Annotated in this window: 29 protein-coding genes and 1 pseudogene; 11 read left to right on the top strand and 19 right to left on the bottom strand. The window is 62.0% G+C overall.

Annotated elements, in window-relative coordinates:
* Window positions 1-123 precede the first annotated feature (123 nt).
* The 4 genes and pseudogenes from ACXMDY_RS08905 to ACXMDY_RS08920 all read left to right on the top strand — a co-directional run bounded on the left by ACXMDY_RS08905 (window position 124) and on the right by ACXMDY_RS08920 (window position 2,374).
* The gene (locus ACXMDY_RS08905; RefSeq protein WP_457767566.1) at window positions 124-447 is read left to right on the top strand and encodes a helix-turn-helix domain-containing protein; all 324 of its coding nucleotides are present in this window, start codon (window positions 124-126) and stop codon (window positions 445-447) included.
* A complete protein-coding gene (locus ACXMDY_RS08910) occupies window positions 444-1,709 on the top strand; it encodes a type II toxin-antitoxin system HipA family toxin (protein WP_259702156.1) in 1,266 nt (421 codons plus the stop codon). The genes ACXMDY_RS08905 and ACXMDY_RS08910 overlap by 4 nt, the downstream gene beginning before the upstream one ends.
* Window positions 1,678-1,896, top strand: a pseudogene (locus ACXMDY_RS08915) (HvfC/BufC N-terminal domain-containing protein); the annotation flags it as partial. The gene ACXMDY_RS08910 and the pseudogene ACXMDY_RS08915, both read left to right, overlap by 32 nt.
* Window positions 1,897-1,933: 37 nt before the next feature.
* Entirely contained in the window at window positions 1,934-2,374 is a 441-nt protein-coding gene (locus ACXMDY_RS08920) for a hypothetical protein (RefSeq protein ID WP_259702155.1), read from the top strand.
* 114 nt (window positions 2,375-2,488) lie between these two features.
* Here ACXMDY_RS08920 and ACXMDY_RS08925 read toward each other — a convergent pair whose 3' ends face one another.
* The 12 genes from ACXMDY_RS08925 to ACXMDY_RS08980 form a co-directional block, all read right to left on the bottom strand.
* Window positions 2,489-2,701, bottom strand: a complete 213-nt coding sequence (locus tag ACXMDY_RS08925) for a type II toxin-antitoxin system HicB family antitoxin (protein ID WP_259702154.1) — start codon at window positions 2,699-2,701, stop codon at window positions 2,489-2,491.
* Window positions 2,698-2,898, bottom strand: a complete 201-nt coding sequence (locus ACXMDY_RS08930) for a type II toxin-antitoxin system HicA family toxin (RefSeq protein ID WP_259702153.1) — start codon at window positions 2,896-2,898, stop codon at window positions 2,698-2,700. Before ACXMDY_RS08930 ends, ACXMDY_RS08925 begins: the two co-directional genes overlap by 4 nt.
* A gap of 1,282 nt (window positions 2,899-4,180) precedes the next feature.
* Entirely contained in the window at window positions 4,181-4,480 is a 300-nt protein-coding gene (locus tag ACXMDY_RS08935) for a hypothetical protein (RefSeq protein ID WP_457767567.1), read from the bottom strand.
* A gap of 99 nt (window positions 4,481-4,579) precedes the next feature.
* Window positions 4,580-5,710 carry a hypothetical protein gene (locus ACXMDY_RS08940; RefSeq protein WP_457767568.1) on the bottom strand — a complete coding sequence of 377 codons (1,131 nt, stop codon included), beginning with the start codon at window positions 5,708-5,710 and terminating at the stop codon, window positions 4,580-4,582.
* Between the two features lie 580 nt (window positions 5,711-6,290).
* Window positions 6,291-7,409 (bottom strand): SAVED domain-containing protein, encoded by a 1,119-nt coding sequence (locus tag ACXMDY_RS08945; protein WP_259702150.1) that lies wholly within the window; start codon window positions 7,407-7,409, stop codon window positions 6,291-6,293.
* Window positions 7,402-7,818, bottom strand: a complete 417-nt coding sequence (locus ACXMDY_RS08950) for a Mov34/MPN/PAD-1 family protein (protein ID WP_399244092.1) — start codon at window positions 7,816-7,818, stop codon at window positions 7,402-7,404. The genes ACXMDY_RS08945 and ACXMDY_RS08950 overlap by 8 nt, the downstream gene beginning before the upstream one ends.
* Before the next feature lie 62 nt (window positions 7,819-7,880).
* Window positions 7,881-9,590, bottom strand: coding sequence for a ThiF family adenylyltransferase (locus ACXMDY_RS08955; protein WP_259702149.1), 1,710 nt, complete (start codon window positions 9,588-9,590; stop codon window positions 7,881-7,883).
* Window positions 9,587-10,597, bottom strand: a complete 1,011-nt coding sequence (locus ACXMDY_RS08960; protein WP_259702148.1) for a nucleotidyltransferase domain-containing protein — start codon at window positions 10,595-10,597, stop codon at window positions 9,587-9,589. The genes ACXMDY_RS08955 and ACXMDY_RS08960 overlap by 4 nt, the downstream gene beginning before the upstream one ends.
* A gap of 473 nt (window positions 10,598-11,070) precedes the next feature.
* On the bottom strand, window positions 11,071-11,721 hold the full coding sequence (locus ACXMDY_RS08965) for a 2OG-Fe(II) oxygenase (protein ID WP_259702147.1): 651 nt from the start codon (window positions 11,719-11,721) through the stop codon (window positions 11,071-11,073).
* Window positions 11,718-12,191 carry a protein phosphatase gene (locus tag ACXMDY_RS08970; protein ID WP_259702146.1) on the bottom strand — a complete coding sequence of 158 codons (474 nt, stop codon included), beginning with the start codon at window positions 12,189-12,191 and terminating at the stop codon, window positions 11,718-11,720. Before ACXMDY_RS08970 ends, ACXMDY_RS08965 begins: the two co-directional genes overlap by 4 nt.
* Window positions 12,192-13,304 (bottom strand): inorganic phosphate transporter, encoded by a 1,113-nt coding sequence (locus ACXMDY_RS08975; protein ID WP_259702145.1) that lies wholly within the window; start codon window positions 13,302-13,304, stop codon window positions 12,192-12,194.
* 15 nt (window positions 13,305-13,319) lie between these two features.
* Window positions 13,320-13,982, bottom strand: a complete 663-nt coding sequence (locus ACXMDY_RS08980; protein ID WP_259702144.1) for a DUF47 domain-containing protein — start codon at window positions 13,980-13,982, stop codon at window positions 13,320-13,322.
* A 114-nt stretch (window positions 13,983-14,096) separates the two neighbouring features.
* Between ACXMDY_RS08980 and ACXMDY_RS08985 the strand changes: the two genes are divergently transcribed.
* The 4 genes from ACXMDY_RS08985 to ACXMDY_RS09000 are packed head-to-tail and all read left to right on the top strand — an operon-like array spanning window position 14,097 to window position 17,811.
* Window positions 14,097-14,354 carry a hypothetical protein gene (locus ACXMDY_RS08985; RefSeq protein ID WP_259702143.1) on the top strand — a complete coding sequence of 86 codons (258 nt, stop codon included), beginning with the start codon at window positions 14,097-14,099 and terminating at the stop codon, window positions 14,352-14,354.
* A gap of 43 nt (window positions 14,355-14,397) precedes the next feature.
* Window positions 14,398-15,309 (top strand): oxidoreductase, encoded by a 912-nt coding sequence (locus ACXMDY_RS08990; RefSeq protein ID WP_259702142.1) that lies wholly within the window; start codon window positions 14,398-14,400, stop codon window positions 15,307-15,309.
* Window positions 15,310-15,335: 26 nt separating this feature from the next.
* The gene (locus tag ACXMDY_RS08995) at window positions 15,336-16,580 is read left to right on the top strand and encodes an extracellular solute-binding protein (RefSeq protein ID WP_259702141.1); all 1,245 of its coding nucleotides are present in this window, start codon (window positions 15,336-15,338) and stop codon (window positions 16,578-16,580) included.
* A 10-nt stretch (window positions 16,581-16,590) separates the two neighbouring features.
* Window positions 16,591-17,811 (top strand): mechanosensitive ion channel family protein, encoded by a 1,221-nt coding sequence (locus ACXMDY_RS09000; protein WP_259702140.1) that lies wholly within the window; start codon window positions 16,591-16,593, stop codon window positions 17,809-17,811.
* Between the two features lie 399 nt (window positions 17,812-18,210).
* Here ACXMDY_RS09000 and ACXMDY_RS09005 read toward each other — a convergent pair whose 3' ends face one another.
* From ACXMDY_RS09005 to ACXMDY_RS09035, 7 genes are all read right to left on the bottom strand, one after another.
* A complete protein-coding gene (locus tag ACXMDY_RS09005) occupies window positions 18,211-18,723 on the bottom strand; it encodes an HPP family protein (protein ID WP_259702139.1) in 513 nt (170 codons plus the stop codon).
* Complete coding sequence (locus ACXMDY_RS09010) at window positions 18,720-18,995, bottom strand: MSMEG_0570 family nitrogen starvation response protein (RefSeq protein WP_259702138.1); 276 nt, start codon at window positions 18,993-18,995, stop codon at window positions 18,720-18,722. Before ACXMDY_RS09010 ends, ACXMDY_RS09005 begins: the two co-directional genes overlap by 4 nt.
* A 67-nt stretch (window positions 18,996-19,062) precedes the next feature.
* Entirely contained in the window at window positions 19,063-20,061 is a 999-nt protein-coding gene (locus ACXMDY_RS09015) for a sll0787 family AIR synthase-like protein (protein WP_259702137.1), read from the bottom strand.
* On the bottom strand, window positions 20,058-20,702 hold the full coding sequence (locus ACXMDY_RS09020; protein ID WP_259702136.1) for an MSMEG_0567/Sll0786 family nitrogen starvation N-acetyltransferase: 645 nt from the start codon (window positions 20,700-20,702) through the stop codon (window positions 20,058-20,060). The genes ACXMDY_RS09015 and ACXMDY_RS09020 overlap by 4 nt, the downstream gene beginning before the upstream one ends.
* Window positions 20,702-21,847: an MSMEG_0568 family radical SAM protein gene (locus ACXMDY_RS09025; protein WP_259702135.1), complete on the bottom strand. Its 1,146-nt coding sequence runs from the start codon at window positions 21,845-21,847 to the stop codon at window positions 20,702-20,704. The genes ACXMDY_RS09020 and ACXMDY_RS09025 overlap by 1 nt, the downstream gene beginning before the upstream one ends.
* A complete protein-coding gene (locus ACXMDY_RS09030) occupies window positions 21,840-22,889 on the bottom strand; it encodes a Nit6803 family nitrilase (RefSeq protein WP_259702134.1) in 1,050 nt (349 codons plus the stop codon). The genes ACXMDY_RS09025 and ACXMDY_RS09030 overlap by 8 nt, the downstream gene beginning before the upstream one ends.
* A 2-nt stretch (window positions 22,890-22,891) precedes the next feature.
* Entirely contained in the window at window positions 22,892-23,374 is a 483-nt protein-coding gene (locus tag ACXMDY_RS09035) for an MSMEG_0572/Sll0783 family nitrogen starvation response protein (RefSeq protein WP_259702203.1), read from the bottom strand.
* A 166-nt stretch (window positions 23,375-23,540) separates the two neighbouring features.
* Here ACXMDY_RS09035 and ACXMDY_RS09040 point away from each other — a divergent pair, with 166 nt between their 5' ends.
* The 3 genes from ACXMDY_RS09040 to ACXMDY_RS09050 are packed head-to-tail and all read left to right on the top strand — an operon-like array spanning window position 23,541 to window position 26,883.
* Window positions 23,541-24,872 (top strand): MSMEG_0569 family flavin-dependent oxidoreductase, encoded by a 1,332-nt coding sequence (locus ACXMDY_RS09040; protein ID WP_399244089.1) that lies wholly within the window; start codon window positions 23,541-23,543, stop codon window positions 24,870-24,872.
* Entirely contained in the window at window positions 24,869-25,828 is a 960-nt protein-coding gene (locus tag ACXMDY_RS09045) for a fatty acid desaturase (protein ID WP_259702133.1), read from the top strand. The genes ACXMDY_RS09040 and ACXMDY_RS09045 overlap by 4 nt, the downstream gene beginning before the upstream one ends.
* Entirely contained in the window at window positions 25,825-26,883 is a 1,059-nt protein-coding gene (locus ACXMDY_RS09050) for an alpha/beta fold hydrolase (protein WP_259702132.1), read from the top strand. Before ACXMDY_RS09045 ends, ACXMDY_RS09050 begins: the two co-directional genes overlap by 4 nt.
* Window positions 26,884-26,888: the final 5 nt, after the last annotated feature.

The raw sequence follows: 26,888 nt of genomic DNA on the forward strand, positions 1-26,888 counted from the left end.
CGCAGCCGATTCTATGCAAGAAGTCCGCCATTATGGTCATTTGCTCAGAAGAATGTCCATAATGGCGAAATGCCAAGCAAACCCCCGGTCGTCTTCCCGCAGGAGCAAAGGCTGCTTTCCCAGTTGGGCGAGCGACTGAGGCTCGCACGCCTGCGGCGCAAGCTGAGCAACGCCGTCGTGGCGCAGAGGGCCGGCATCTCCAGAACGTCGCTCTACAAAGTGGAGGCGGGCGACCCGGGAGCCACCTTGGGCACTTACCTGCGCGTGATGGCGGTCCTCGGGCTTGAAGCCGACTTCAATGCTTTGGCGGCAGACGACAAGGTGGGCCGCAGGTTGCAAGACCTGGTCTTCAAACCGCCCGCGTCACAGGCGCGGCGCAGACAAGCCTCCGCCGATGCACCCAAGGCTCCTGGCGGTCGCGCGAACGGCACGGGGGACTCATCATGAGCAGCCAGGACAACGCCGTAGAGGTCTGGCTCGAATGTGACCTGGGGCCGCCATGCCGGGTCGGCACCCTGGAGCATGACCGTGGGCAGATCCGCTTCCAATACGAACAAGCGTGGCTAATGGACTCACGCGCGTTCGCGATCGACCCGGACCTGTCGCTGGACAAAGCTCCGTTCTTTCCCAAGCCCGAGTTGGGCAACTTCGGCATCTTTCTGGACTCATCGCCGGACCGTTGGGGCCAGACATTGATGAAGCGTCGCGAGACCCTGCAAGCCAAGGAAGAGAAACGCTCTCCACGGACGCTGTACGCGTGGGACTTCCTGCTCGGAGTCCAGGACTTCACCCGGCAAGGCGGCCTGCGCTTTCGGGGGGTCGGAACGCAGGAGTTCCTGGGCAACGAGAAGATGGCCGCACCGCCCGTCACCACGCTGCGGGCACTGGAGACGGTCGCGTATCAGCTCAGCAACCGGCGCATCGACGACCTGGACGCGCTGCGCAAGTGGTTGGCCGTGCTGGTTGCACCGGGCGCGTCCTTGGGTGGTGCACGCCCGAAAGCCAACTTTACGGACGCAGACGGTTCGCTATGGATCGGCAAGTTCCCGGCGCAAAACGACGACCGGGATGTCGGCGCCTGGGAACACGTCGTGCACGGCTTGGCGCAGAAAGCCGGTGTTGACGTGCCAGAAGCCAAGGTCGTGCGGTTGAGCAACGAGTTCCATACGTTCTGCGTGCAGCGCTTCGACCGCGCCAAGGGCACGCGGCGCTTCTATGCCTCCGCGATGACCTTGCTTCGCAAGGAGCAGAGCGAGGGCACGAGCTATCTGGAACTGGCCCAGCTCCTTCGGACGCGAGGCGATGGTGCGCATACGAGTGCTGAGCTGGAGCAGTTGTTCCGCCGCGTCGCATTCAATGTGGCGATCGGGAATCGCGACGACCATCTGCGCAACCACGGATTTGTGCTGGCCGATAACGGCTGGCGTCTCGCACCTGCATTCGACGTGAACCCCAACGTCGATAAGGCAGAACACGTCCTCAACATCGACGACTCGGACAACCGGCCGAGTCTCACAACAGTGCTATCCACCGCGCTGTTCTATGGGCTGGATGAAGAACGCGGAGGGCAGATTGTTGAGGATGTTGTGAGTGCCATCGATGGATGGAAGCTCGCGGCAAAGAAGGCCGGCATCGCGCGTAGTGATATCGAACTCACCGGCAGCGCGTTCTCTGCGCATGCGGAGTACAGGTCAGGCTCTGCAGCTTGACGCGTCAGCCGATCGCTCGCCATCACCTGGCCGGAAGGAGGCATTGGTGCATACAAGGGCTCCATTGGAGATCTATCCCGTCTGCAAACGCCTGGTGGGTGCGCCCTTCTTTGCTGCCATGGCCGCCCGCTACGTGAGCGAGCACGCTTCCACCTCACCGGATCTGGGGGATTACGGCGGCGAGCTGCCGGCCTTTCTGCGCGCCTTCACCCCAATGGCACCGGGTGTTCAACGCCCCGGATCAGAACGGCCTCGATCTGGCGGCCCTCGCCCGCGTGGCTCCGGAGCAGTGGGAGCAGCTGGTGTTTCAACTGCCGCAGGCCAGTGCGCTGCTGGAATCGGCCTATCCGGTGGACCGGATCTGGGCCGCCAACCAGCCAGATGCAACGGAACCAGAAGCGATCGATCTGGATGAGGGCGGCGCGACGCTCCTCATCTGGAGGGAGGGCGTGAACACGCGCATCGAGCGGCTTGACGCTGGTGTGTGGCAGCTGCTGCAGGGGTTTGCCGCCCGCACGAAGTTTGGCCAGCTTTGCAGCGAGCTGGATCCAGGAACGAACCCTCGGGAAAGGGATGCCGCCGTGTTGCTGCCAGAAGTGGTGGCGCGCGGCTGGGTGGGTGGGTTTGCATTAGGGGACTGCCGGACTAAAGATAGGCGGGTATAGCTCTTGCTTTGTTGATATAACGCTCCAAATCAGAAGCTGGCAGAGGCATGGGCATGGCTAATACCTTTTGCTTCCGTCTTCTGAATCTGGATGTTAGCCTTCGCTTCGTGTCAGTTATGCAGCAAGTTCAACATATCCAACGGCACAAGACGGCTCCGGTATCTCCATGCCATCCTGCCGTAAGCCGTCTAAATGAAATGAGATCGCCTCGCGAATCTGCTGTTCAACTTCAGAGGCATTATCGCCAGTTGCGATACAGCCTGGGAGATCTGGAACGTAGGCCGAAAAGTTTTCTCCAGCCTTCTCGATGACTACTGCGTACTTCATGGTTGTTCTGAACCTCTGAGACCTGCTTGCTTCATGATACTCATCTGAGTGCCCTTTGCAAGCTCATCAGACGGCTTGCCAGCAATGGTTACCCTACCTGGCTTTCTTGGGTGCTTAAATTGGCGATGACTCCCCCTTTGTGCCACTTGAATCCAGCCATCGCTCTTGATCGCTTTGAGAACATCGGATACTTTCATTTCTACCCGTGAAACGCCACGTCGGGCAGGAGAAGTTTAGGGCAGTGCCAATCGGTCGCTTTGCTTGTCGTAACATGCAGCTCTACTGAGTTGTTTCGAGCTGACCGCAGCTTCTAATAGTGTCATCATTTACAAGATAGGCCAACTCCTGATAAGGCAATTACGCATAATCGCCAGAAGTCATGTGATCTCTCAGCTCAAAACCCAGGGCGCCCAGCCGCACGGATTTTGAGTAAGGCTAACGCTCGCCATCATCTGGCCGCAAGAGAATCATTCTGCGTGACGACACCCTTGGAGGCGGTCCAGGTGTCTGGCAATGTTGGATGGTTGCTTAGAGTAGAAGGATGAGTTACAAGCTGTTGGACCTGAGCGATAACCGCTCGCCGCCCTGAGACCGTAGTGGAACCTAAAAGCTAAGCGCTGAGCAAGATTTCTTGCGATTTGAGTTCTCCGATACTAGAGACCCATAATCGCCTTTCAGGTCCCTGAAGGTTCAGTGGACATTTCATCCATACGCTGCCATGACAGAATGGAAGTAGTAGAGTCAACCAAGCTGGTCCTTGCCAATGACCCGAGGCCAAAGCTCCTACTTGCCAAAGAAGACTGCGCGGCGGATTCAGATTGTTGATCACATCATGGACTCGCTCTTAAGTCCGAGCTATTATGCGAAGATTGGGTCGGGATTGAGCGAACAACATGTAAAGTCATTCATCTATAATCAATTCTTGTCTGACCTCACAAAGTTGCATAGGGCACTTGAGCCAGAGCTGAGTGAGGGCAGTGTTAAACGAAAGGCAAGTGAATCACTTTATTGGGAAGGCGATAAAGGCACAACAGTAAATAATCTTCTGCTGTTTGGAGTTCAGCATAGGCCTGATTTCATGGTGCTAATAAACGATACACGCATTGCAATTGAAATCAAGAGGGGCGATTCTGGTCAACATGTGCGAGAAGCAATTGGCCAGGCTCTTGTGTATGCTTCTCACTTTGACTTCACTTGCTGCATAATTGTCGATTCTTCTAGTGACAAGAAGATTAGAGATAGTCTGTCCGAAGACAAGGAGAGATTGGCTCTTCAGAGACTATGGGATTCATTTATTATTCGAATGAGCACTATCTAATTCTAAATGACAAGCGATGACCCTCTTTGTGTGGCCAATCCATCCAAAGCCAAGATCAGAAGCGGAACATAATTCGAGCATCGCCTTTAACATTCGCTCCCGTCTTCTGTATCTTGATGTTATGCTGTGGCTCAGATGTTCAGAAGCGAAATGCCGCTTACTTATTGGCAAGTGGCTTGCCGCAAACCTAGTCGACAGTAAAGCTCTTGCTGTTTTTGGTACAAAAAAGAATCTACAAAAGATTTTTGGGACCTAGAGACAAGCTCATCAAGAACCTTGTTGAATGTCTTTGTCTGCAGGTCATTGAGAACTTGAATCAGCTTGAAGCCGGTAGCTATATGAGGCTGAAGAGCTTCTAGCTCATCAACTGATAGGATTTGCCAATCCATGCCAGTAATACCATCCTGTGCAAGCAGTCCATTTATATGTTGGCGAAATAATGTGCCATCTACAAGATGCAACGGCTCAAGTGTAACCAGGATTGGCCTAAATGTAGTACACTTATGAAACATTTCGAGCTCCTGACACTTTGAGCAGCAAGCGGATATAAAACTATGAAGCTATTTTAAACCTTTCCTTACCTGTGCCAGGCTACTATTTACTGCCTCTTCACTAGCAATCGACTGAGCTGCTCTGGTAAATCGAGTAGCCTTACACTCAATCAGAATTAGCGACGAGCCATCCATCCATATCCAATCAGAAACCTTGCCTTTGTTAGATGGATAAAATTTTCGAATGTCTACTTCTGACAACAACGTCTCGGTCTTAATGCAGTTTTTAAGCACAAGACCTACATACGCTTCAAATACGAAACCAAAGAATTCAGAGAATGTGTTTCCTGATGCCGTAGAGTGCGCATTGTACATATCATAAAATATTCCTGCTGAGATTCTCGAGCCAATTAGACCGGGAACTGGAGAATGGAAGAAGTCCTTACCGGACGTCGCGAATTGCTTATTTTGGCATGGCTTTATCAATGGATATGAAATGAGCGGGTTAAAATCATACATCCTGAATCGACGATCAGAATTCTTCCTTTTCTCGTACAGACTTGTGAACTTGAGTTTGTCTGCTGAAAGCTGATCTAAGATTAGGCTTAGAACCTTTTGAGTTGGCAGTTTAATCCCCTTTCTGCGAGCGTTAAGGAGGTAATCTCTATTTATGGAAAAGCCGCTTTTTGATGCCGCATAGACCACAAATCCTGTAGTGATAAAGTCTAACGTAGTAAAACCATGCAATCCTAAAAAGCTGCTTTCAAAATCAAAGTTAGGAATCCCCGGTTGCCCGTGCAGCTGACGTGGAATTTCATAATACAGATAAAAAGGGCGAGCAAATTCGCTAAATACCTCTACTTCATACGGAAACTGACTGCTCACTACCCGTAACATTAGGAAAATAGGGTTGGAGCTCTCAAATTCTTCTCGTAGACTTTCGTCAAAAGTAATTGGATCGCTAAGAAGGTATGTGTTTGACAATTCTATCAATGGTGCGATGTTGTAGCTCTTGATTAATTGGGAGGTGTTGCTGGGGGGGCAGAATCTCATGGCAAAATTTGAAAGCCCAGCGATCATGAATGGATTAAGGTCTGTTGACTTTTGGCTTAGTAGCCATAGGGATCTCATGACATCTCCCAGCTTTAGCCTTGCTAGCATTGAGCCAATCTGATTTTCTAGCGCATCCAGGCTTGACATTGACTCGATACCCATGAAGAGTGGATTGGATATAATAGTAGACGACCTGAGATGTCGACTAAGTTCAACGGAGTTTGCGGTAAATAGGGCTATTAGCTATCCCATTGTGCCTTTCTGGAGTAGTGCGCCGAGACTATCGGACATGGTTATACCATCAGCATAACGCTCAAGATCAGAAGCGGGCCGAGAGCCCAGCATAGAAGCCTTCGTACGCTACCGTCTTCTGGATCTTGTTGTTATACGGCGTAGCCACGCAAAAAGAAGTAGCCTGTTGGCCAACCGGCGTCTTAAACTGTAGCTCGTTTCACCTCCAGGGTTTTCAAGAAGCAGCCCCTAATGAACTTCCATACAACTTATGATGCAATCCGATTGCAAGATATGTCAACAGTTTACTACAGCCCTGTTTCCTGCATTCTGGAGAAAGGAGGCCGAGACTGAAGCCCCTACGCTTTATCGCAAGGCAAATGTCTTGGCTTGGCAAATGAATGTAAATATGATGAGCGTGAATATTAAACCTCAGCTACCGAGTTATTCATCTATTAACTTCAGCCATGGCTAAAATACTGGTATTGCTATGTGGTCACTTCAGGCGAACTGCAGGCTTCCATATAGGTGTCTGCCACTCCCAGACATGAATCTCCTCAAAAGTTTTAGGCAACAGCATGCGGCCAATCTCAACACTTGCAGATATCGGTGTCGCAGGATACAGGTGAAGGATACGAACTCCGGATCGGACCAACTGCATTAGAAAAGCGTTGAACTGCTGGCGGAAAATTTTGAGATGCTTTTCTTGTCGAATGATGTCGCGGTTAGGCTCAACGACTCGAAACTCAACGACGTTGGGGCTGTCAGGGTGATCCGCCATGTTAGAGATACTGATGACTGCTGCAACCTCACGCGGTAACGAATGTGGCACACTGAAGATGAACGATGGCTCTTGGCAATCAACGTGCTTGTCCCATAACCAGCGCTCGGCGGGCAGGTCGAGCACAGTAGCTTCAGTTTTGTCACCAATCAGAGATCCAAGCTTCATGAGCATCGGAATTGGCGCGAATGCAGCAATAGTTAGGTGTGTCGGCCCGTTTCTTGATGTAAGTTCTGGTCGAATTCTCTGCTCGTACAGCCTAGACAGAGTTAGCTCGGCGAATGGCCAGAAGGCGAGCGAATCGTCAAAGATCTCGAAGTCACCTTTGTCGATATGAACAACTCTTCCTACCGGGAATCTCGTGTAGCTACTATTTTCGAGCATCGCATGATGTATCTGCGTTCGCTCAATAACTGGTACATGCGATCCAACTGGAAACGTCATCAAAATAGGCAAGCTATCTTTTACACCGTTAGCCGAGTAAATGAGCTGAATCCTGGCCTCATGCTCCCGCTTCATTGCATGGAGTTGTTCAACAGTAAAACGATTATTCTTTCCATGTCGATCGATACGCTTATGGCAGACAAGGCATGAGAGCATCAAGTTGTTTGGGTCCTTGGCCAACAGCTCAGACTCTCCCTCAACTCCGCGAGCTCCATCAGGGCTGTCGGCAATAATGTGAGCATATTCGCCGACGACGCATTTTTCTTTGGTCAGAAAGTCCCTATCTACAGGCTTGCAACAGCCCCGGAATTCACACCTACCAGCAGCCGCAATCCAGAGGTCGCGGCGAACATCCTTGGGGATATAGGCACGTGCTTGCTTCCTAGGCATTATCAGAAACCTCTCTCAGTTCTCTCATGAACCCTCTACGGCTAAGGCACCAGACTCGGATGAGGGTAGTACCCACTATAGGGAAGAAGAGTCGGTCGCCTTCAAACATGTCGGCACTTACAGTCTTTTCCCAATCCCTCTTGTCTGTGTTGCTCGGTGTTGGGCAGGTTTCTGGGTGTGTGTGCCAGAGGCCTAGATAGGCCATCGTCATCTGTTCCTCAGCCCACCGTGCGCGCGCAATCTCTCCATGTCGCTGTGATCTAAAGAAGCCAAAGCGGCTGCGCCTATCTCCATGCTGAGGCGTCGTCACTTCGTCTACAACAATGTCGTTGGAATCGAGTAAGTGTCTACCAAGTAATGCTCCACCCGCCTCGCATTGCCACCAGCGTCGCTGAGTGTAAAACTGCATCTGTGCGACGGCATGCTCAACAATGATTAGCCGACGCTTGTGGCTGACCGTGAAAACTAACCTCACGTTGACCTCTTGCAGCGTAAGCACGGTCGGCCGAAGACCCGCTTTGTGGCTTCCTCGTCTGAAAGGCTCCGAGCGATGTCGAGCCAAGGCGTGACATGCAGCCCTTGCTGTCTGGCGACCCTGCCTTCTCCAACCCAGTTTCGGTAATAAGAAGTAGTAGGCTGATTACCATCAAGGGCCGCAAGCAGGTGTTCTGCTGCGAGCAATGCAGTTCGGCGTGCCTGCAAGGCGCCGTACGGAACGAAGTTCCCAGCACATCCTGTAAGGTTTCTCGACACAACCTGGTTTGGAGCAAGGAACGCTGTTCGTGAGTAAAGAGAAGCTAGCCCTTCGTCGTCTCGGAAAATGCAATCAAGACAACCTTCACCTTTCGTCCAGGCCAGAACAGAGTGCCCACCCAGATCCAAAGCTTCAAGCCATGTGTAAACCACAGGCAGATGGATTGCGCTGGCCCGGAATACACGGGATAACGAGCGCTCGACCGTTGGCTGTCCTATGGCGATCACGATGCCATCCACACCATCTAGGTTGGTTTTCGCCAGCCACTGCTGCGCGGTCTGAGGCACACTCGTCGTGCTTAGACCTGGGTACATGCTCTCGAGGACTGCAGCGAGAGCATTTGTCTTCTTAAAATCGACCCAACAAACCGGGAGGAAATGTCTGAAGACATTATCTTCGCTAAAGGTATCGGAGTCCACTAGCGTTAGTCGCCCAATTCCACTTGACGCCAAGATATCTGCTACTTGCGAACCGATCGAGCCACAACCCACGACCACCACATGCTTATTCAGCATCTTGAGCGACGCGCCTCCTCGCTCGCGCATGTAGTTCGCTGTGTGACGCCGCAATGAAATCGGTACTGGTGGTAACCCGGCATCGACGAACCCATCTTTCACACGGAAGCTCACGCCGATGGCCGAGATCCCTCCAGCAGCGCGAGGCATGGACACAATCAGCACGACAAGTTTCGGCCCGTTCTTTGAAGGCCCGACAAGACCCTGCCAGAGTTCTTCCTGAACCGGTGAGAACTGAGCGCGGACTCCGTCCACAAAGGCTGCGGTCAGCTTCTCTGGGGCGCACGGAGGCGCTGGGGCACGCTCAAGGTGAACATAGAGAGCGCGCTGATTGATGGCTTTGCTTGGTCGGAAGTCCCTAGGAACAGGATGCCTGTACTCGGTCAGCCACCAGACCAGGGGGTCTGCCTTTGTATCACAATGTGCAGTCAACAGTCGATCCTTCGCATCGACTTCAAAAGTTGCTCGGCCTGTGCAGGCATCTGGCAATGTTGCCCAGTAGCCCTCAAGCTCGTTGAAGAAATCTACTTGGTCGTTTGCTGCATCGATAGCCGAACGCTCCAATATCTCATATCCTGCTAATACAGTTTGAGCGGTGATCTCGGCGTGCCGGTCCGAGTCCAAGGACATCCCTTGGCCATCATTTACGCAAACCATTCCGCGATAACTGACATGGGCAAGCAATCGTTTGGATCCTTCTAGGAATAGATTAGGTAGCGACAATGCATCTGGGTTGCACGCGACGTGGAGCTTCCAGGCATTGTCGCCGCTGCCAGCTAGCCTTATGCCCAAGTAGCCTTTTCTTTGACTTTCGAATCTCTCGACTTTCAAGCCTTGCTGGCCGAATAACTCCTCGACGGCACGAAAATACTCGTCAAGGACGAAGGATTCATCTGTCGCTTTCTCAGTCAAGCTGACGTCCCCGTGCTGATGTAAGGAGCCACAACAGCCTTTGCAGTTTGCGACTTATCGGGAATTGGGAAATCGCTACCGAACTGTTTCTGCATGATCTTGCAGGCTTCTTCTGGCAGCGACTCGTCGTAGGCAATCTCGAGAGCATTACGTAAAGTTTCTAGTTTTGCCTTGAGCGTCGTCATTTGTGTATTGGTCATGCATTCCGCTAGATCGTTGAAGGGCATAACTGGGAGCATCACTGAGAGACGATCATGCCAGCCATCATTAGATGAAGTGCCACGAAACTGATTCAGCATCTCTTTCGCCAAGTCCAGCAATGCCAACAAATCAGCGGCTTTTCCGGATACCTCGAAACGTGGCTTGAACCAATGCATAGCTGCAACGGTGAGAGCAATACTGAGCGGAGAACCGCTGGATGCGAACTGTTGGTCTCTCCATCGTTTGATATAACGAATACATCGGCGGTACTGTGCCCGCTCAACTTTGTCATCGAAGACGTTGCAGATAAGACGAGTTAGCTCCCTGGGGTTGGACTGTTCCCAGATCCTCCTGCTCACGTCTGAATTCTCCTTGCCCTTGGCTAGGTCGAGGGTATCGTCATTACGCTTTGCATAGATGGCCAGGTCGACGTGGTACTCCGGCTTGCAATCGCGTATGTAGGTCACTGTGACACAGGGCCTTCGGATATCTATGGTGCGGCCATGTGTATTTAGTGCATCACGCACCAACTTCTTTATCGTGACTGGGTCTGGATAAGCACTCCGTGAGCAGTCGAAGACTAGACCGACATCAATGTCGTAATTTCCATCCAGCGGGACTATTCCCGTGTGCATGGAGTAGCTCCCTTGGTGAAAGTCCTCGAAGGCAGGCACCTCGGCAGGAAGATTGGCCTTTAAATTCTGAAGGAGCGTGTCACGCTTTTCTCTTAAATTAGCTTTCTCGTCGTCCTCGTCAAGCTTGATGATCTTGTGGAAATTCTCGAAGTAAGACTGGAGTAAAGGCACAGCGCTTTCCTGCTACGGCTTGCTTGGTTCCACCTACCCTAAGGCACCATATATAGCGTTCAAGGTGCGGATAGCCGCACCCGCCCTCCACACCTGGCGTGAGCGACAAGGCCATAAAGTGTTAACTGAGTAAAATTGCTTACTGCATTGTCTCTCATTGGCTTAGGGCTATTGCAGCAGACTCTGCCCGTATAACGCTGAATGGGCGGGTCCGGTATCCACGCTAAACCCAGGCTTTTTGACAGTCTAAGAACCATTGCATTGGCTACCTCTTGGCCTTGAATCGGCAGCGGCGCCAGGCTTTTGCCCTTTGAAGCGGTTGCAGAGCCGGATCTTATGCGGATCCGCTATCCACCCATGCCAAAAGGTTGATCTGTTGCTCAAGGTTCAGCTCACACGCGAGTAAGCGTCCTGGGGCTCTTGGGCCATAACGCTTCTCCGCACATGCCGATTCCCCGCCGCCAACCTGCGCTTCAGCTGCTCGCAAGCCGAGCGATGTAATCCTCCCGCCTGCCCGCATTGATCCAGCCGGTGGCGATTGTTTTGCTGTGCTCGTGGCTCACCCGGCCGCGGTGGATGTGGGAGATCCCCGCCGGGAAGATCGCCAGCGTGCCTTTTTCGGCTTCCACGTGGTGGTCTTGCCAGTGGAATTCGGTGCCGCCGTCAGGCACGTCGTTGCAGTAGAGGATCCAGGCCAGCACGCGGCGGATCGGCTCGGTGGCCTCCTCGCTGGTGGTCCAGTCGCAGTGCCAGGCGTGGAAGGCTTCGCCGGGGGCGTAGCGCTGCAGGTTGAAGATCGGCAGCACGAACAGCGACTGCTCTGGCGCGCACTGGCGCAGCAGCGGCCGCTCCTGCAGGTAACGCTCCAGCCCGGCGTTCACGCCGCGCACGATCACCTCAGCCAGGGCGAAGGCCTCCGGATCGCTGCGGTCGATCGCTACCAGGCTGATGTCGGTCGACACCTTGGCAGGGGTGGCTGGAACACCGAGAGCGTCGCCTTCGGCCTGCGGTTCGCCGAAGGCGACGCCGCGGCGCTGCAGGTCGGTGCGGCGCTCGTAGAAGGCGCAGATGCCGTCGGCGAGGGCCGCATAGCCGGCGTTGCGGTAGGTGCCGATCAGGTTCATGAGTGGGCAGCCTCGCTGGCTTGGGCCCAGGGAACGGCCACCAGGCCCTCCAGCTGCTGCCAGTCGGCTGGATCCACCACCCGCTCGCTGAGCCCGACGCGGGCCAGCGCTTCGGCCACCCGTTCAGGCGGCAGCGTCACCGAGGGGTGCAGCGGCAGCACCACCACCTGGCTGTCGGCTGGATCGGCCAGCAGGCGCAGCTCCAGATCCTCCAATGTGCGCTCGAAGAAGGTCTGCCGCAGCCGCCGCGCCAGGGCCGGCTCCAGTGCTGCCGCGAAGCGCCGCAGGCCCTCGTCGTCGCCGCTGCAGCCGCAGCTCAGCGCCAGCCAGATCATCAGCTTGGCCCAGCTCTCGGCGGTCCACAGCGGCGGGAAGCTGCTGCGGTGCTGGCGCACCAGCTCGCCGATCGCGAACTCAAACAGCGCCGCCTGCAGCACGGCGGGATCGGCGGCGGCCGGAGGGGCTGACATTCAAGGCACAGCAGGTCCAGACGCCAACACTGCCACCGCCAGCGGCCCGACAGCCCGGTACACCTCCTGGCCGAACACGTTCTGCACCACGAACAGCAGCACGAAGCCGATCACCGCCGCGATCAACGGTGTGGTGATCCAGCCGGAGGCGATGCCGCCCAGCACGCCCCAGCGGATCTGGCGCACCCCCTTCATGCCCTGCAGCAGGCCGATGCCCAGCACCGAGCCGATCACCGCCTGCGAGCCCGACACCGGCAGCAGCGGAATCGTGGGCAATCCCCAGCCCGCCAGCAGGCTCTCCAGCGCCGTGGAGGAGAAGATGAACAGCACCATGGAATGGGACACCACCACCACGAAGGCACCGAGGGGCGAGAGGGTCAACAGGCCATCCCCCACGGTGAGCATCACCTTGCGGGAATAGGTGTACACACCCACAGCCACGGCGATTCCCCCGATCAGAAACAGCTGCTCCACCGACGACACCGACAACGACCCCAGCGTGAGCTCACGGAAGGGTGAGGCCTCCACAAAGAAGCCCATCACGTTGCCGATGCCGTTGGCGCCGATCGCATAGGAGCCGAAGATGCCGGCCAGGATCAGGCCGCTGCGGGTGTTGCGGTCGAGCGAGAGCAGGTGGGGCCGCGTCAAGCGGATCCACTCCACCAGCAGCTTGAAGAGCAGCATTGCGAAGATCGCGCCAAGGATCGGCGAGATGATCCAGGTGGAGAGGATGCGGCGCAGCGTGCCCAGGTCGGTGGGGGAACCGCTGAACAGGTTCCAGCCGATGATCGAGCCCACCACCGCCTGGCTGGTGGAGGCCGGCAGGCCCAGCTTGCTCATCCAGGCCACCGTGAGCGCGGCGGCCAGAGCGGCGGTGAAGGCCCCGGGCAGGGTGTTGATCGCCCCCAGCTGCCCCAGCCCCTCGGCAGCGCCGCTGCCGCTGGTGACCGCCCCGATGATCACGAACACGCTGCAGAGAAAGGCGGCGGTGGAGAAGCGGATCATCCGCGTGGCCACGGCGGTGCCGAAGGCATTGGAGGCGTCGTTCGCTCCCATCGACCAGCCCAGGAACAGGCCGCTGGAGAGAAAGATCAAGGTGACGATCAGCGCCATGGGGAAAGCTCCGGCTCAGAGCGAGCGCTTGATCGCGAAGATCGAAAGGTCGTCGCCGATGTTCTCCGCCTTGTCGGCCAGGGCATCGATCATCGAGGCGGCTTCCCGCAGCAGGGTGCGCTGCTCGAAGCCAAGATCGGCGGCGTAGATCCGCCGCTTGAGCTTGTAGGCGAGCTTGTCGGTTTCGTCCTCGAACACCCGCACCTCATTGATGTGGTCGCGCACCGCCGCCGGCGTGCGAAAGAAGGTGCGGGCCGCCACCACCACGGCCTGCACACTGCGGATCGCCATCGTGGTGAGTTCATCGAAATCCGCGCCGAATTCCGGCAGCCGCTGGGGCTGCACGATCATCAGCTCCTGGAAGTCGTCGCCCATTTCATCGAGCAGCTCAAACAGGCTGGCCAGCAGCCGCAGTACATCGCCGCGGGCATCCGGCAGCAGCATCTCCGTGTAGAGCATGGTCACGATCGTGCGGCGCAATTCACTGCAGCGCCGCTTGATCTCGATGATCTGATTCAGTTTTTCCAGGCAGATCTCCTGGTCTTCACGGGCACAGAGAAAGGCCTTGATCCCCAGCTCCCCCACGATCACCCCTTCGGAGATCTTGTCGAGGAACTCATCGATCTGGCCTTCCAGAAACCGCGTTTTTCCAAACAGAGGGGGAGTCTCACCCGACATCGATCTCCCCATCTGTCTCTGGGGGCACCCTAAGCGGCCCTTCGCCACCACCCCTTCCCTGGCCAGCGGAGCCAGCAGGGGGGCAAACTACAGGGGCCTCAACGTGACAGACCCATGGCCCTCGACCTCAACGATCCGGATCTGGAGTTTGCGGATCTGGTCTACGCCTACCAGAGCTGGGTGATGGCGGTGATCAACGACGAGAAGCTCGGCGCCGAGGACAAGCTGCTCACCGACGACATCGCCGAGGACGCCCTCAACGCCATGCGCTTCCTGCCCGGTGAGGTGACCTCAGCGATCGAAACCAGCCTCGCCCGCGTCTACGACGTCGATCCCGACGAACTGGCCGACCTGCTGTTCCCCGAAGACTGACCCACAACAGCCCAGCAGAAACCACCACGCAGCCGCCACGCCGATGCGCTGGACCATCGCCGACATCCCCGATCAGACCGGCCGGATCGCCCTGATCACCGGTGCCAACAGTGGCCTTGGCCTCGAATCGGCCCGTGCCCTGGCCGGGCGTGGCGCCACCGTGGTGCTGGCCTGCCGCTCCCGGCGCAAGGGGGAAGCGGCCAGGGACGTGCTGCTGCCGGCCGCCGCCGCCGGGCTGGAGGTCCTGGAGCTCAACCTCGCCGATCTGGCCAGTGTGCGGGCAGCGGCGAACTGGATGGCCGAGCAGTACGGCCGGCTCGACCTCCTGCTCAACAACGCCGGGGTGATGGGCACACCGCGGCAGCTCACCCACGATGGTTTCGAGCTGCAGTTCGGCACCAACCACCTCGGCCACTTTGCCCTCACCAAGGCCCTGCTGCCCCTGCTGGAGCAGCGGCCCGGCTCCCGGGTGGTAACGGTGACTTCCGGGGCCCAGCATTTCGGCCGGATCGCCTTCGATGATCTGCAGGGTGAGCACCGCTACGACCGCTGGGCGGCCTACGGCCAGAGCAAGCTGGCCAATGTGATGTTCGCCCTCGAACTCCAGGAGCGCCTCTCGGCGAGTGGCAGCACCCTCGCTTCCCTGGCCGCCCATCCCGGCCTGGCCCGCACCAACCTGCAGCCCGCCTCGCTGGCGGCCGCCGGTTCGCGGCTGGAAGGGCTGGCCTACCGCCTGATGGACCCGCTGTTCCAGAGCGCCGCGATGGGGGCACTGCCCCAGCTCCATGCCGCCACGGCCCCCGAAGCGCGCGGCGGCGAGCTCTACGGGCCTGATCAATGGGGGGGGATGCGGGGCTGGCCCACCCAGGCGCGGATCGCCCAGGCCGCCCTCGATCCCAGCCAGCGGCGCCGGCTCTGGGAGCTGAGTGAATCGCTCACGGAGGCTCGGTCTTGAGGCCATGGCTGCGGATGGCCGGCGCCATGGCCAGCTCCCTGGCCTTGTCGCTGGGGCTGAGCGGCTGCAGCGATGGCCTCCTCTCCGACACCCTGTTCATTTTCGTTGAGAACGAATCCAACCAGACCCGACAGGCGGAGATCGGCGATTCCAGGGGTGTGGTGGAAGGGCTGCTCAAGGATTTCGAGCAGGTCAATCCAGGCGTGCGTATCCAGGTGCGGCATTTCTCAAGCGAAGAGATCCTGCCGGCCACCACCTTTCGCTCCTCCCGCGCCCTCGGTCCGGATCTGCTGGTGACAAGGGTGATCACGGCACTGAAGCTGCACGAGCAGAAACTGACCACCCCGGTGCGGTTTTCCGGCAAGCGTCTGAGCGAGATCCACCCCCGCTTCCTGGCCGAATTCCGACTCACCGAAAACACCTTGCTGGCCGTTCCGCTGCTGGCTGAACCGCAGCTCGCCTGCTTCAACAAGCGCCGCGTTCCGGCTCCACCCACCAGCCTCGACCAGCTGATCGACCTCAGCGCCAAGGGGATGCGGGTGGGCCTCCCCCTGGGTGCCACCGAACTGTTCTGGACGGCCAGCGGCAACGGAGCCTCTGACAGCCTGATCACCCTGCTCGGCTCCGAGCAAGCCGGCAAGCAAGCCGGCGCCGCTTCCCCAGCGATCACGCCCACCGACCAGCTCCGGCTACTGGGCTGGCTCAACTGGCTGGACAACGCCAACCGGCAGCAGAACGTGGAGTTCGCCGAGGAATCGATCGATCTGGTCGAACGGCTGGGCAAGGGAGAGCGGGACTGGATCAGCTGCAACAGCCTCTGGCTGGGCCGCCTGAGCAAGGAGCTCGGAAGCTCGCTCGGGGTGTCGGAGCTGCCGGGTGCGAACGATCAGCCGGCCACCACGCTGACCCGGCTGAAGGTCTGGAGTTTCGGCGAACACTCCAGCCCCCGCCAGCGGGAGCTGGCGGAAGCCTTCGTGCTGTTCACCCTCAACACCGTGAATCAACGCCGGCTGATGCAGGCCGGCCCCGGTAATCTGCCCGTGAACAGGGAGGTGCTGATCCCGGTCAAGAGTTCCCGCCGCTTTGCGGCGATGGCTGCCAGCCTCGACCACTCCCGCATGTTGAGCTTCCGCCATCCCGACAGCGTGGAGGAACGGGTGGGCCAGTTGCACGACCTCCTGCGTCAGTTGATTGTGGGAACGATCGATGCTCCTGGGGTGCTCCGGGACCTGAACGATCCCGGCGCCCCCCCCGACCTGGACACCCCCTGAAGCCCGGCCGATGGACAAACTGCTCATCGAGATCTCCGGCTGGCTGGGCTACCTCGGCCGCCCCCTGGTGCTGCTGCAGGGGTTGATGATCGCCGCCCTGATGCTGGGCTATCGCTGGGGAATCCAACCCCGCCTGGCCGCGCGCGCGCCTGTGGTGCGGCTGCTGGGCACACTCGGGTTGCTGCTGGCGCTGCGGCTCGGCGCCCAGCTGCTCCAGGTGCTCGGGCAACCGAGCGGCCTGGTGGAGTACACGGTGAGGATCTATGCGATCTGGCAGGTGCTGATCGCGGGGCGGGTGCTGCTGACCCAGCGCTTCGGAACGGCGCCGATCGATCGGTTGTACGGCCGGATCATCAAGCCGATCTTTCTGCTGTTCCTGGCGGGGTCCCTGGTGAATCAGTTCGATTCACTCGAAGACTTTGCCGACATTCCACTCTTTCCCCTGTTCAACGAACCGCTCACCACCGGCGGAATCGTGCTGCTGTTCAGCATTCCCTATTTCCTGGTGGTGCTCTCGGAGTTTCCGGTGGCCTGGCTGGGCAGCCTGCTGCAGCGGCTGCTGGGATTCAGCCGGGGCACCCGCGAAGCGATCCAGATCGCCTGCCGCTACCTGCTGGTGGGCGGCGGGTTCCTCTGGGTGCTGCACCGGATCGGACTGAACGCCAACGCGATCGCCGCCGTGGCCGGCGGTCTGTCGGTGGGGCTGGGTTTCGGCGTGAAGGAGGTGTTCTCGAACTTCATCAGTGGGTTGTGGCTGCTGTTCGAGGGGTCGGTGGGTCCTGGCGAGATCCTGTTCATCGATGGCGACCCCTGTGAGGTGCGCAGCCTCGGCATGCGGGCGGCGGTGCTCTGGCGCGACCGCGACAACGCCGAGCTGGTGGTGCCGAACCAGGACTTCTTCACCAAGACCACCACCACCTACACCGGCAGCGACCGCATGCGCCGCAGCCAGGTGGATGTATCCGCCGCCTATCAGCACGACCCGGAGCTGGTGTTCCGCCTGCTGGAGCAGGTGGCCCTGGCCTCCCCGCGGGTGCTGCCCCAGCCCGCCCCGAAGGCCCTCCTGCTCAGCTATGGCGATTCGGGCATCAACTACGCGCTGCGCTACTGGATCGCCAATCCAATGGACAACGCCGGCATCAAGAGCGAGGTGTCCACGGCCGTCTGGCACGCCTTCGCCAGCGAAGGCATCGAAATCCCCTTCCCGCAGCGGGTGGTGCACCCGGGGTGATGGTTAGGTGGCAGCTGCTGAAGCCTTCCTGGTACGGCGCCGGCGAAACCGTGCGCCGCAATCTGCTCAAGGAATGTGAGGTCCACATACCCTGCTGCGCCTGCCCACCGGCATCTTTTACGCCCAGGGCGTGAAGGCCAAAGTGCTGTTCTTCGACCGCGGCCGGGTGCGGAGGCTCCGTGGACCAAAACCGTGTTGGTGTACGACCTGCGCCCGAACATTCACCTCACCTTCAAGACCAAGCGCATGGCCCGCGTCGACCTTGATGAAGTCGTGGCCTGCCACAAGGTGAGCCCTGATCTCTTCTGGCTCCGCGACGAGAGCCTGGAAGACTCGGCCAATCTTCCCGAGCCGCACCTGCTGGCTGATTTCTGCGTTGTCTGGTTTCAGCAATCAAGTTCACCAATACTTCGGATACCTGCCAACCCTCACCGCGTTGTTGTAAATCAGCGCCACCGCCGTCACGATCACGGCGCCCAGCACGGTGGGAAACAACAGAAAGCTCCAGCCTGGCTGCAGCAGGAACACGATCACCGGATTGGAGCCGGCCGGTGGGTGCACGGTGCCGGTGGCCATCATCACGGCGATCGCCGTGGCCAGGGCAGCGGCCATCGCCCACCACTGCGGTCCGAACAGGCTGAGAAACAGCAGACCCACGGCGGAGCTGAGCGTGTGGCCCAGCACGATGTTGCGCGGCTGGGAAAAGGGCACATCGGGATAGCCGAAGGCCAGCACGCAGGTGGCGCCGAAGGAGCCGAGCACCAGTTCCTGGCCAAGGCCGAGGCGCAGCAGGGCAACAGCGGCGATCGCCAGGAAGCCGCCCAGCCAGGCCAGGGCGATGGCCCGGCCGGCTGGGCGAGGGGGCAGTGGCGCCCGGTCACCGCGGAACTTGGCGAGGAAGGAGACGTTCATGCGGCGTTGATCTGAACGAACTGGTCGGCGGCGTAGGCGGTGGCGGTGTGGCGCAACTTGCTGCGCTCCTCATCGGTGCGCGTGCAGGCGAAGCCGTAGCGGGCCCGCACCCGCTCGGACGCCTCCGCAAGGGCCTGCTCGGCGCGCTGCTGCAGCTCCCCCACCGGCAGCCGCTCGCCGGGCTTCAGGTGCTGCAGGATCACCGTCGATGGCGAGTAGAGCGTGGTGAGGTGGCCATCGGGCCATTCGAGCTGGAGCAACACTTCGGGCATGGCCGGAACGCAGAAGGTGGAGTTGAACGGTGAACGGTGGAAAGCACTGGCGGTGAAAGGTGCACGCCTACCCCGACGGCACCGGGCCGAAGCCGGTGAGCGCCTCGGCGCCGCTCCACAGCAGCTCCTCGCCACCGCCGGCCCGCAGGCGCACGCCCGGCTCCGCCGTGAAGCGGCCGATCGGCTGGCAGATCAGCGCCGGCCCATGGCCCTCTGCTGCGACGGCCGCCCGCAGGGCCGGCTCCTGCTCCGGGGCCACCGCCAGCAGGAAGCCGAAACTGGGGAAGCAGGCCAGCCAGTCGTCCAGCGCCACGCCCTCAGGCGGGGTGATCGCCTCAAGCTCAAGCGCCAGACCGCAGCCGGCGCTCTCGCAGAACATCACCGCCGTGCCCACCAGGCCGCCCATGCTGATGTCCTTGGCGGCATGCACCACCCCGCTTTCGGCCAGCTGTGCCGGCAGGGCCAGCTGGCGGCGCAGCAGCTCCGGCGCTGCAGTGGTGGCCGCATCCCAGAACAGATCGGGGTGGCGCATGCGGCCGGCGCCATTCACCAGCAGGAAGCAGTTGTCGCCAGGGCGGGCGAACCGGGCCGAGAGCACAGCGCCAGCGGCCGTGCCCAGCACCGCCACCGCCAGCGCGTCATAGGGGCTGCTCAGGTTGGTGTGGCCGCCCACCACCGGCACGCCGAAGCGCGCCGCCGCCGCCTGCAGGCCCGCCAGCACCGGCTCGGCCCGCGCCGCGTCGCGGCACCAGAGGCTGTTCACCAGCGCCAGCGGCCGGCCGCCCATCGCGGCGATGTCGCTGAGGTTCACCAGCACCCCGCACCAGCCGGCGAACCAGGGATCGCGTGCCAGCAGGCCCGGATCCATCCCCTCGCTGGCCAGCAGCAGCTGGCCGCCGCAGGCCGGCAGCAGGGCGGCATCATCGCCGAGCAGGGCGGCCGGGCCGAGCGCGGCGAAGGGCTGGTGCGGGAAATGGGCGGCGGGGTGCTGGATGGCGCTCTTACCCTGCAGGCCGGCCAGGGCACGCAGCCGCGCCGCCAGCGGCGCCAGGTCGATGGCGCTCATGCCACCGGGCGGCGTTCCCGCGACGGGCTGTAGTAGCTGAGGTCGGCCTCCATCAGGTGATGGGGCAGGCCCTTGATCTCCAGCCGCTCCACCGAGCGCCAGTGCAGGCGTTGGAAGAAGCGCACGTTCTGCTCCTGCACCGTGGCCAGGAAGCGGTCACAGCCCCAGCCGTTGGCGGTGGTGACGGCCTTCCAGATCAGGCCTTTGCCGATCTGGTTGTGGCGGCGGAAGGCGGCATCCACACCGAGCCGGCCGCCGTACCAGAGCCGTGGTTCCTGCTCCAGGATCCGCACCACCCCCACCACCGGCCCCGTGCCGCCCTGGTGTTCCCCCGCCCGGTTGGCCCCATGGGCGATCGCGGCGATCGGCGTGGCGCCCCCATCGCGAGCATCGCGGTCGGAAGTTTCAAACAGGTGCTGCTCCTGGCAGAAGATGCGGCGGCGCAGGTGCCAGTAGCCAGCCAGCAGCGGTGTGCCGGGGCGCAGCAGATGAAAGGAGAAGCGCTCGGAGCTGGCCGAGGGCGAGAGGCGGAAATCCTCGGCGTCGATGCCGAGGCCCCAGCGCACCGATGGGGTGAAGGCGGCCGGCGCCGAGGTGGGGCTGCGGCCGATCTCGTGGCTGGACGGATCGATGAAGAACATCAGGCGCTGGCGGAGCCGCCGCCCGCCGGAGGGGTGGCCGCCTGCTCGAACAGCGACAGGGCCGAGCAGGCGCCGCACTTGGCGCAGCCCGCCGACATCGCCGCCGCCCGCAGATCCGAGGCCGCCAGTTGCTTGGCGACGGCTGTGTAGATTTCCACCATGAAGGTGGCGCTGGGCGCGGGATGGTGCTCCAGCGGCGTGCCGCTGATCGGCACGAATGGCACCACGAAGGGGTACACACCGGCGGCGATCAGGCGCTCGCTGCAGGCCACGATCGCGGCGGCGCTGTCGCCCAGGCCCGCCAGCAGATAGGTGGACACCTCGCCGCGGCCGAACACCGCCACCGCCTGCGCGAACGCTTCGAAATAGCGCTCCAGGCTCAGCTCCGCCTTGCCCGGCAGGATGCGGCGCCGCACCTCCGGCTCCACCACCTCCAGGTGCATGCCGAGGCTGTCAACGCCGGCGTCCTTCATCCGCTGATACCAGATCGGATCCTCCGGCGGCTCGCACTGGGCCTGGATCGGCAGGTTCACCAGCGCCTTCACCGCCGCCGCCGTCTCGGCCAGCAGGCGGGCGCCGCGGTCATCGCTGTTGGGGGTGCCGGTGGTCATCACCAGCTGGCGCACCCCATCGAGCCGCACCGCTGCTTCAGCCACCTCGGCCACCTGGGCCGGGGTCTTTCTCACCACGGTGCGGCCATCCTCAAGCGATTGCTCGATGGCGCAGAACTGGCACGACTCGCTGCGGTCGCGGAAGCGGATGCAGGTCTGCAGCAGCGTGGTGGCCAGCACATCGCGGCTGTGCAGCAGCGCGATCGAGCGGTAGGGCGTGCCGTCGGCGGTGTGCAGGCCGTAGAAGCGCGGCTCCGGCGGAGCCTCCACCTGCACCGCCACCCCCAGCGGCGCCTCCCGCCGCAGCTCCAGCCCGGCGGCGCCGGCCTCCAGGCGATAGGGCGAGCGCTGGGCGGCGCTGCTGTACACGGGCACCATCACCGTGGTGCCATCGAGGCTGAGGGCGCGGTGGTCGGAGGGGCCGGCACCGCCGCGGCGGCCCTTGTTGCCGGGCACCCCAGGTTCCACGAGGCCCTGAACCTGCAGCTCGGTGACGAGCCGCGCCAGCGCGGCATGGTCGCGGGGGTCAGCCATGGGGAACCGGCTCCGGATGGGAAACGAGCGGGGGCGGCACGACCGCCAGGGGGTGCGGCAGCAGCTCCGGAAACGGCTCCAGCAGTGCCGGCAGGGCGGCGGGCGCTCCGCCGTCGCCCTGCTCCTGCACCTGACGCGCCGGCGTGCGATCGAGGCGCAGGCCCAGCAGGTCGGGGCGGCTGTAGTGGCCCACGCTGTCCATCATCCGTTTGCGCTTGGTGATCAGGGCCGGGTCGAGCTCGGCGATCGCCAGCCCTTCCCCCTCCGGCAACGGACCCGCCAGGTAGCGGCCTTCCGGGCTGATCACGGCGGTGTGGCAGCCCCCCTGGCACGCCTTCTGCAGCGCCGGATCCGTGGTGATCCGCTCCAGATCCGCCGGATCCAGCCAGGCGGTGGAACTCACCACGAAACAGCCCGCCTCCAGCGCGTGGTGCCGCAGGGTCACGGCCGTCTGCTCGCTGAAGATCGGGCCCACCAGCGACCCGGGGAACTGGGCGCAGTGGATCTCTTCCCCCTGGGCCATCAGGCTGAAGCGGGCCAGGGGGTTGTAGTGCTCCCAGCAGGCCAGGGCACCGATGCGTCCCAGCGCCGTGGGCACCACCGTGAGGCCGGCGCCATCGCCCTGCCCCCACACCATGCGCTCGTGATACGTGGGGGTGAGCTTGCGTCGCTTCAGCAGCAGCGTGCCGCTGGCGTCGATCAGCAGCTGGGCGTTGTAGAGGCTGCCGCCCTCCCGTTCGTTGATGCCCAGCAGCACGTGCATGGCGTGCTCGCGGGCGGCGGCCGCGATGCGGCGAAGCGCCGGGCCTGGCACCGTTACCGCCTGCTCATAGAGGCGCAGGTGGGAGCGGCCCATCAGCGCCGGCGGCTCCACGAAGGAGAAATAGGGGTAGTAGGGCAGGAAGGTTTCGGGGAAGACGATCAGCTGCACCCCCTGGCCGGCCGCCTCCGTGATCGCCGCCAGCACCCGTTCCACAGACCCCTCCAGGCTGTAGAGCACCGGACGGATCTGGGCGGCGGCCACGACGATCGGGCCGTTCATCGTCAGAGCGTCCAGGTGTCGAGGATGAAGGCGCCTTCCTTGCGGTGCAGCAGCACGATGTCGAGCACATCGAGCGGATTCACCGGGGTGATGCCCGCCATCAGCGCCCCTTCGCCATGGCCGTAGAGGGCCTGGAGGGCAAAGCGGCAGGCATACACCTTGCCGCCCTGGTCCATGAACTTCTGCAGGCGGGCGTTGAAGTTGAGATGGCCGTCGAAGGCGGCATCACCGAGCTTGGGGAAGCCGCGCTGCACCCCGAGGGTGACCCCAGGGCCGTACAGCAGGATTGAGGTCTCGAAGCCCTTGTTGATCAGGCGGCTGGCCTGCAGCAGGTTCACCAGGCCGATCGAGCCTTCGAACGCCACGGTGTGAAAGGTGACGAGCGCCTTTTCGCCCGGTTCCGCTTTCACATCGGGGAACACCTTTTCCTCGTAATCCACGAGGAAATCGCCAGGTTGGTTGGCGGGGCGGGCGACCTCAGGCATGAACCGGCGACCTGTCATGGAAACGGCGTCACGACCCTGCACCAGGCGTGTGTGAACTTGTGTATCGGCAGGCACCAAACCAGCCGGGCGCCCTGGCCGGAAGTTTGGTCTTGCTCGCTACCACCGGCCTGCCGCTCTGCGGCTCACGATGAACTTCCATCACAGCCTGTCCGTGGCGTCCCCAGTCCGCTCGTCCGACGCCGCCCCGCTGGCGTCGCCGGCCGCCGCTCCGGTGGTGGTGATCGGCGGCGGCCAGGCGGGGCTGTCAGTGGCCACCTGCCTCCAGCAACGCGGTATCGACGCCCTGGTGCTGGAACGGCACCGGGTCGGGCATGCCTGGGAAGCGCAGCGCTGGGATTCGTTCTGCCTGGTCACCCCCAACTGGCAGTGCCGCCTGCCCGGCTTCCCTTACGACGGCGACGACCCCGATGGCTTCATGGGCCGCGACGCGATCGTGTCCTACCTGCGCCGTTTCGCCCATCGCGCCAGGGTGAATGTCCGAGAAGGGGTGCGCGTCGAGCGGTTGCAGCGCTGCGGCGGCGGCTACCGGCTGCTCACCAGCGGCGGAGTGCTGGAGGCCGCGCAGGTGGTGATCGCCACCGGCGCCTACCACCGGCCGCGCCGCCACCCGCTTGCCGAGCGACTGCCAGCCACGGTGCTCCAGCTCGATGCCCGCGACTACCGCCGCCCAGACCAGCTGCCGGTGGGGCCGGTGCTGGTGGTGGGCAGCGGCCAGTCGGGCTGTCAGATCGCCGAAGACCTTTTTCTCTCCGGGCGCCGCGTCCATCTGAGCGTCGGATCGGCACCCCGCTCCCCACGGCGCTACCGCGGCCGGGACGTGGTTGAGTGGCTGGAGCGGATGGGGGTGTATTCCACCCCCATCGACGCGCACGACGATCCCCGTGCCGTGCGGCACAAGACCAATCACTACCTCACCGGCCGCGACGGTGGCCGCGAGATCGACCTGCGCCAGCGGGCCGGCGAAGGCATGGTGCTGCACGGCCGCCTGGAGGGGATCGCCGTCACGGGGCTGAGCTTCGCCGCCGATCTGGCCGCCAACCTCGATGGCGCTGATGCCGTCTACAACCGCATCCGAGCCAGCATCGACGCCCACATCGACGCCACCGACCTGGACGTTCCCCACGACCCTCCCTACGAACCCTGCTGGCGCCCGGCGCCGAACACCGGCGGCAGCCGACTCGACCTGGCTGCGGAGCCGCTGGCGGCCGTGATCTGGTGCACGGGCTACCACTCCGATTTCAGCTGGGTGGAGGTGCCGGTGTTCGATGGCAGCGGCGAACCGGTGCACCAGCGGGGCCTCACCGGAGCCGAAGGTCTCTATTTCATCGGCCTGCCGTGGCTTCACACCTGGGGCTCCGGCCGCTTCTGCGGCGTGGGCAGCGACGCCGACCACATCGCCCAGCGGATCGAGTGGCGGCTCCGCCCTCGCGACGGCAGCCAGGACCAACTGGAATGCACGGCATTGCTTGGCTCATGACGGCAGTGGACCTCCCGACGCACAACAGCAGCCTGATCCCCGCAGACAGCCTGCGCCAACTCAACGCCCGCTCCGATCGGGCCGGCTGGCTGCAGACCCTCTTCCATGCGGCGCTGATCCTGGCGGCGGGCTGGGTCTGGGGCGATGAGCGGCTCAGCCTGCTGCTGCGCCTGCCGGCCCTGCTGCTCTGCGGCTGGGGCCTGGCCTTCGCCTTCTGCGCCATGCACGAATGCGGCCACCGCACCGCCTTCGCCAGCCGCGCCGTCAACGATGCCGTGGCCTGGTGGGCCGGGGTGCTGAGCTTCTACAACGCCGATTTCTACCGCCGCTACCACCAGTGGCATCACCGCTACACCCACCAGCCGGGCCTCGACCCGGAACTGGAAGACCAGCCGCCCACCACGCGCTGGGGCTACCTGCTGGAACTGAGCGGCCTGCCCTGGTGGGCCGCCAAGCTGCGCGGCCACGCCCGCGGCCTGCGTGGCGATTTCAGCGCCAACCCCTACATCCCCGCCGAAGCGGCCGCTGCGGTGCGCGCCTCGCTGCTGAAACAGGCGGCCCTCTACGGGGTGCTGCTGCTGCTGTCGTTGCCGGGCGGCAATGGCTTTCTGCTCTGGCACTGGCTACTGCCGCTGGCGCTGGGGCAACCGCTGCTGCGCTTTGTGCTGCTGGCCGAGCACGGCGGCTGCGACACCGGCACCGATGGGCTCAGCAACACCCGCACCACCCAAACCCTGGCGCCGCTGCGCTGGCTGATGTGGAACATGCCCTTCCACGCCGAACACCATCTGTTCGCCTCGGTGCCGTTTCACGCCCTGCCGGCAACCCACCCCTGGCTGGCACCCCGGCTGCGCCATCTGGATTCCGGCTACCTGGCGCTGCACCGCCGCTTTCTGGCTGATCCGCAGCTGCTCGCCCTGCCCGCCCCAGCCGCCGGCCCCGCCCCGTCGGTTTGAGCACCGCCACCGCCGCCCTTGCCGCCCCGGCCAGCAGCGGCGACCGATCCTTCGCGCTCGGAACCTTCGATTTCCACTGCGGCCGGCAGCTGAGCGAGGCCCAGCTCTCCTACCGGGTGTACGGCACGCTCAACGCCGAGCGCTCCAACCTGGTGCTCTATCCCAGCTCCTACGGCGCCTGGCCGGAAGACATCGACTGGGTGGTGGGTCCGATCCTCGACCCGACGCGGTGGTGCGTGCTGCTGGTGAGCCAGTTCGGCAACGGCCGCTCCAGCAGCCCCAGCAACAGCGCGATGGGATTGCGGGAAGACGGCTGGGTGATCAGCCACCGCGACAACCAGCGCGCCCAGCAACGCCTGGTGACCGAGCGGTTCGGCGTGGAGCGGATCGCCCTGATCTACGGCTGGTCGATGGGGGCGCAGCAGGCCTATCACTGGGGCGCCCTGGCCCCGGCGGCGGTGGAGCGGCTGTTCTGCCTCTGCGGCACGGCCCGCACCACCCCCCACAACCGCCTGTTCCTGCTGAGCCTCCGCCAGGCGCTCACCGCCGATCCGGCCTGGGACGGCCGCCGCTTCCGCGCCCTGCCGGAGCAGGGCCTGCGCAGCTTTGCACTCATCTACGCCAGCTGGGCCGCCAGCCAGGCCTTCTACCGCGAACGCCGCCATGAGGCGCTCGGCTATCCCTCGGTCGACGACTATGTGGAGCGCAGCTGGCTGCCCGCCTACCGCCGCCACGACCCCCACGACCTGGTCGCCATGCTCGATACCTGGCTGGACAACGACCTCGCCCTCGCCATGGCGGCCGCCAATGGCTCCACGCAGCCCGGCGATCTGGCGGCGGCCCTGGGAGCGATCCAGGCCCGCACCACCGTGATGGCCGGAAGCCACGATCTCTACTTCCTCCCCGACGACTGTGCAGCCGAGGCGGCCCTGATCCCCGGCAGCCGCTTCGAGCGGATCGAATCGGTGCTGGGGCACCGGGCCGGCAATCCCCGTGACGCGCCGCGGGAGCAGGCCCTGATCCGCGCCGCCCTCGATCGTCTCTGCCCCACCTGAACCCC

It is taken from the genome of Cyanobium sp. ULC082, assembly GCF_977927535.1.

Excerpts from the sequence above, each read along its gene's own strand:
- ACXMDY_RS08910 (WP_259702156.1), top strand. The coding sequence starts at position 444 with ATGAGCAGCCAGGACAACGCCGTAGAGGTCTGGCTCGAATGTGACCTG.
- ACXMDY_RS08925 (WP_259702154.1), bottom strand. The coding sequence starts at position 2,701 with ATGAAGTACGCAGTAGTCATCGAGAAGGCTGGAGAAAACTTTTCGGCC.
- ACXMDY_RS08930 (WP_259702153.1), bottom strand. The coding sequence starts at position 2,898 with ATGAAAGTATCCGATGTTCTCAAAGCGATCAAGAGCGATGGCTGGATT.
- ACXMDY_RS08940 (WP_457767568.1), bottom strand. The coding sequence starts at position 5,710 with ATGTCAAGCCTGGATGCGCTAGAAAATCAGATTGGCTCAATGCTAGCA.
- ACXMDY_RS08945 (WP_259702150.1), bottom strand. The coding sequence starts at position 7,409 with ATGCCTAGGAAGCAAGCACGTGCCTATATCCCCAAGGATGTTCGCCGC.
- ACXMDY_RS08950 (WP_399244092.1), bottom strand. The coding sequence starts at position 7,818 with ATGCAGTTTTACACTCAGCGACGCTGGTGGCAATGCGAGGCGGGTGGA.
- ACXMDY_RS08965 (WP_259702147.1), bottom strand. The coding sequence starts at position 11,721 with ATGAACCTGATCGGCACCTACCGCAACGCCGGCTATGCGGCCCTCGCC.
- ACXMDY_RS08970 (WP_259702146.1), bottom strand. The coding sequence starts at position 12,191 with ATGTCAGCCCCTCCGGCCGCCGCCGATCCCGCCGTGCTGCAGGCGGCG.
- ACXMDY_RS08975 (WP_259702145.1), bottom strand. The coding sequence starts at position 13,304 with ATGGCGCTGATCGTCACCTTGATCTTTCTCTCCAGCGGCCTGTTCCTG.
- ACXMDY_RS08980 (WP_259702144.1), bottom strand. The coding sequence starts at position 13,982 with ATGTCGGGTGAGACTCCCCCTCTGTTTGGAAAAACGCGGTTTCTGGAA.
- ACXMDY_RS08985 (WP_259702143.1), top strand. The coding sequence starts at position 14,097 with ATGGCCCTCGACCTCAACGATCCGGATCTGGAGTTTGCGGATCTGGTC.
- ACXMDY_RS08990 (WP_259702142.1), top strand. The coding sequence starts at position 14,398 with ATGCGCTGGACCATCGCCGACATCCCCGATCAGACCGGCCGGATCGCC.
- ACXMDY_RS08995 (WP_259702141.1), top strand. The coding sequence starts at position 15,336 with ATGGCCAGCTCCCTGGCCTTGTCGCTGGGGCTGAGCGGCTGCAGCGAT.
- ACXMDY_RS09000 (WP_259702140.1), top strand. The coding sequence starts at position 16,591 with ATGGACAAACTGCTCATCGAGATCTCCGGCTGGCTGGGCTACCTCGGC.
- ACXMDY_RS09005 (WP_259702139.1), bottom strand. The coding sequence starts at position 18,723 with ATGAACGTCTCCTTCCTCGCCAAGTTCCGCGGTGACCGGGCGCCACTG.
- ACXMDY_RS09010 (WP_259702138.1), bottom strand. The coding sequence starts at position 18,995 with ATGCCCGAAGTGTTGCTCCAGCTCGAATGGCCCGATGGCCACCTCACC.
- ACXMDY_RS09015 (WP_259702137.1), bottom strand. The coding sequence starts at position 20,061 with ATGAGCGCCATCGACCTGGCGCCGCTGGCGGCGCGGCTGCGTGCCCTG.
- ACXMDY_RS09020 (WP_259702136.1), bottom strand. The coding sequence starts at position 20,702 with ATGTTCTTCATCGATCCGTCCAGCCACGAGATCGGCCGCAGCCCCACC.
- ACXMDY_RS09025 (WP_259702135.1), bottom strand. The coding sequence starts at position 21,847 with ATGGCTGACCCCCGCGACCATGCCGCGCTGGCGCGGCTCGTCACCGAG.
- ACXMDY_RS09030 (WP_259702134.1), bottom strand. The coding sequence starts at position 22,889 with ATGAACGGCCCGATCGTCGTGGCCGCCGCCCAGATCCGTCCGGTGCTC.
- ACXMDY_RS09035 (WP_259702203.1), bottom strand. The coding sequence starts at position 23,374 with ATGCCTGAGGTCGCCCGCCCCGCCAACCAACCTGGCGATTTCCTCGTG.
- ACXMDY_RS09045 (WP_259702133.1), top strand. The coding sequence starts at position 24,869 with ATGACGGCAGTGGACCTCCCGACGCACAACAGCAGCCTGATCCCCGCA.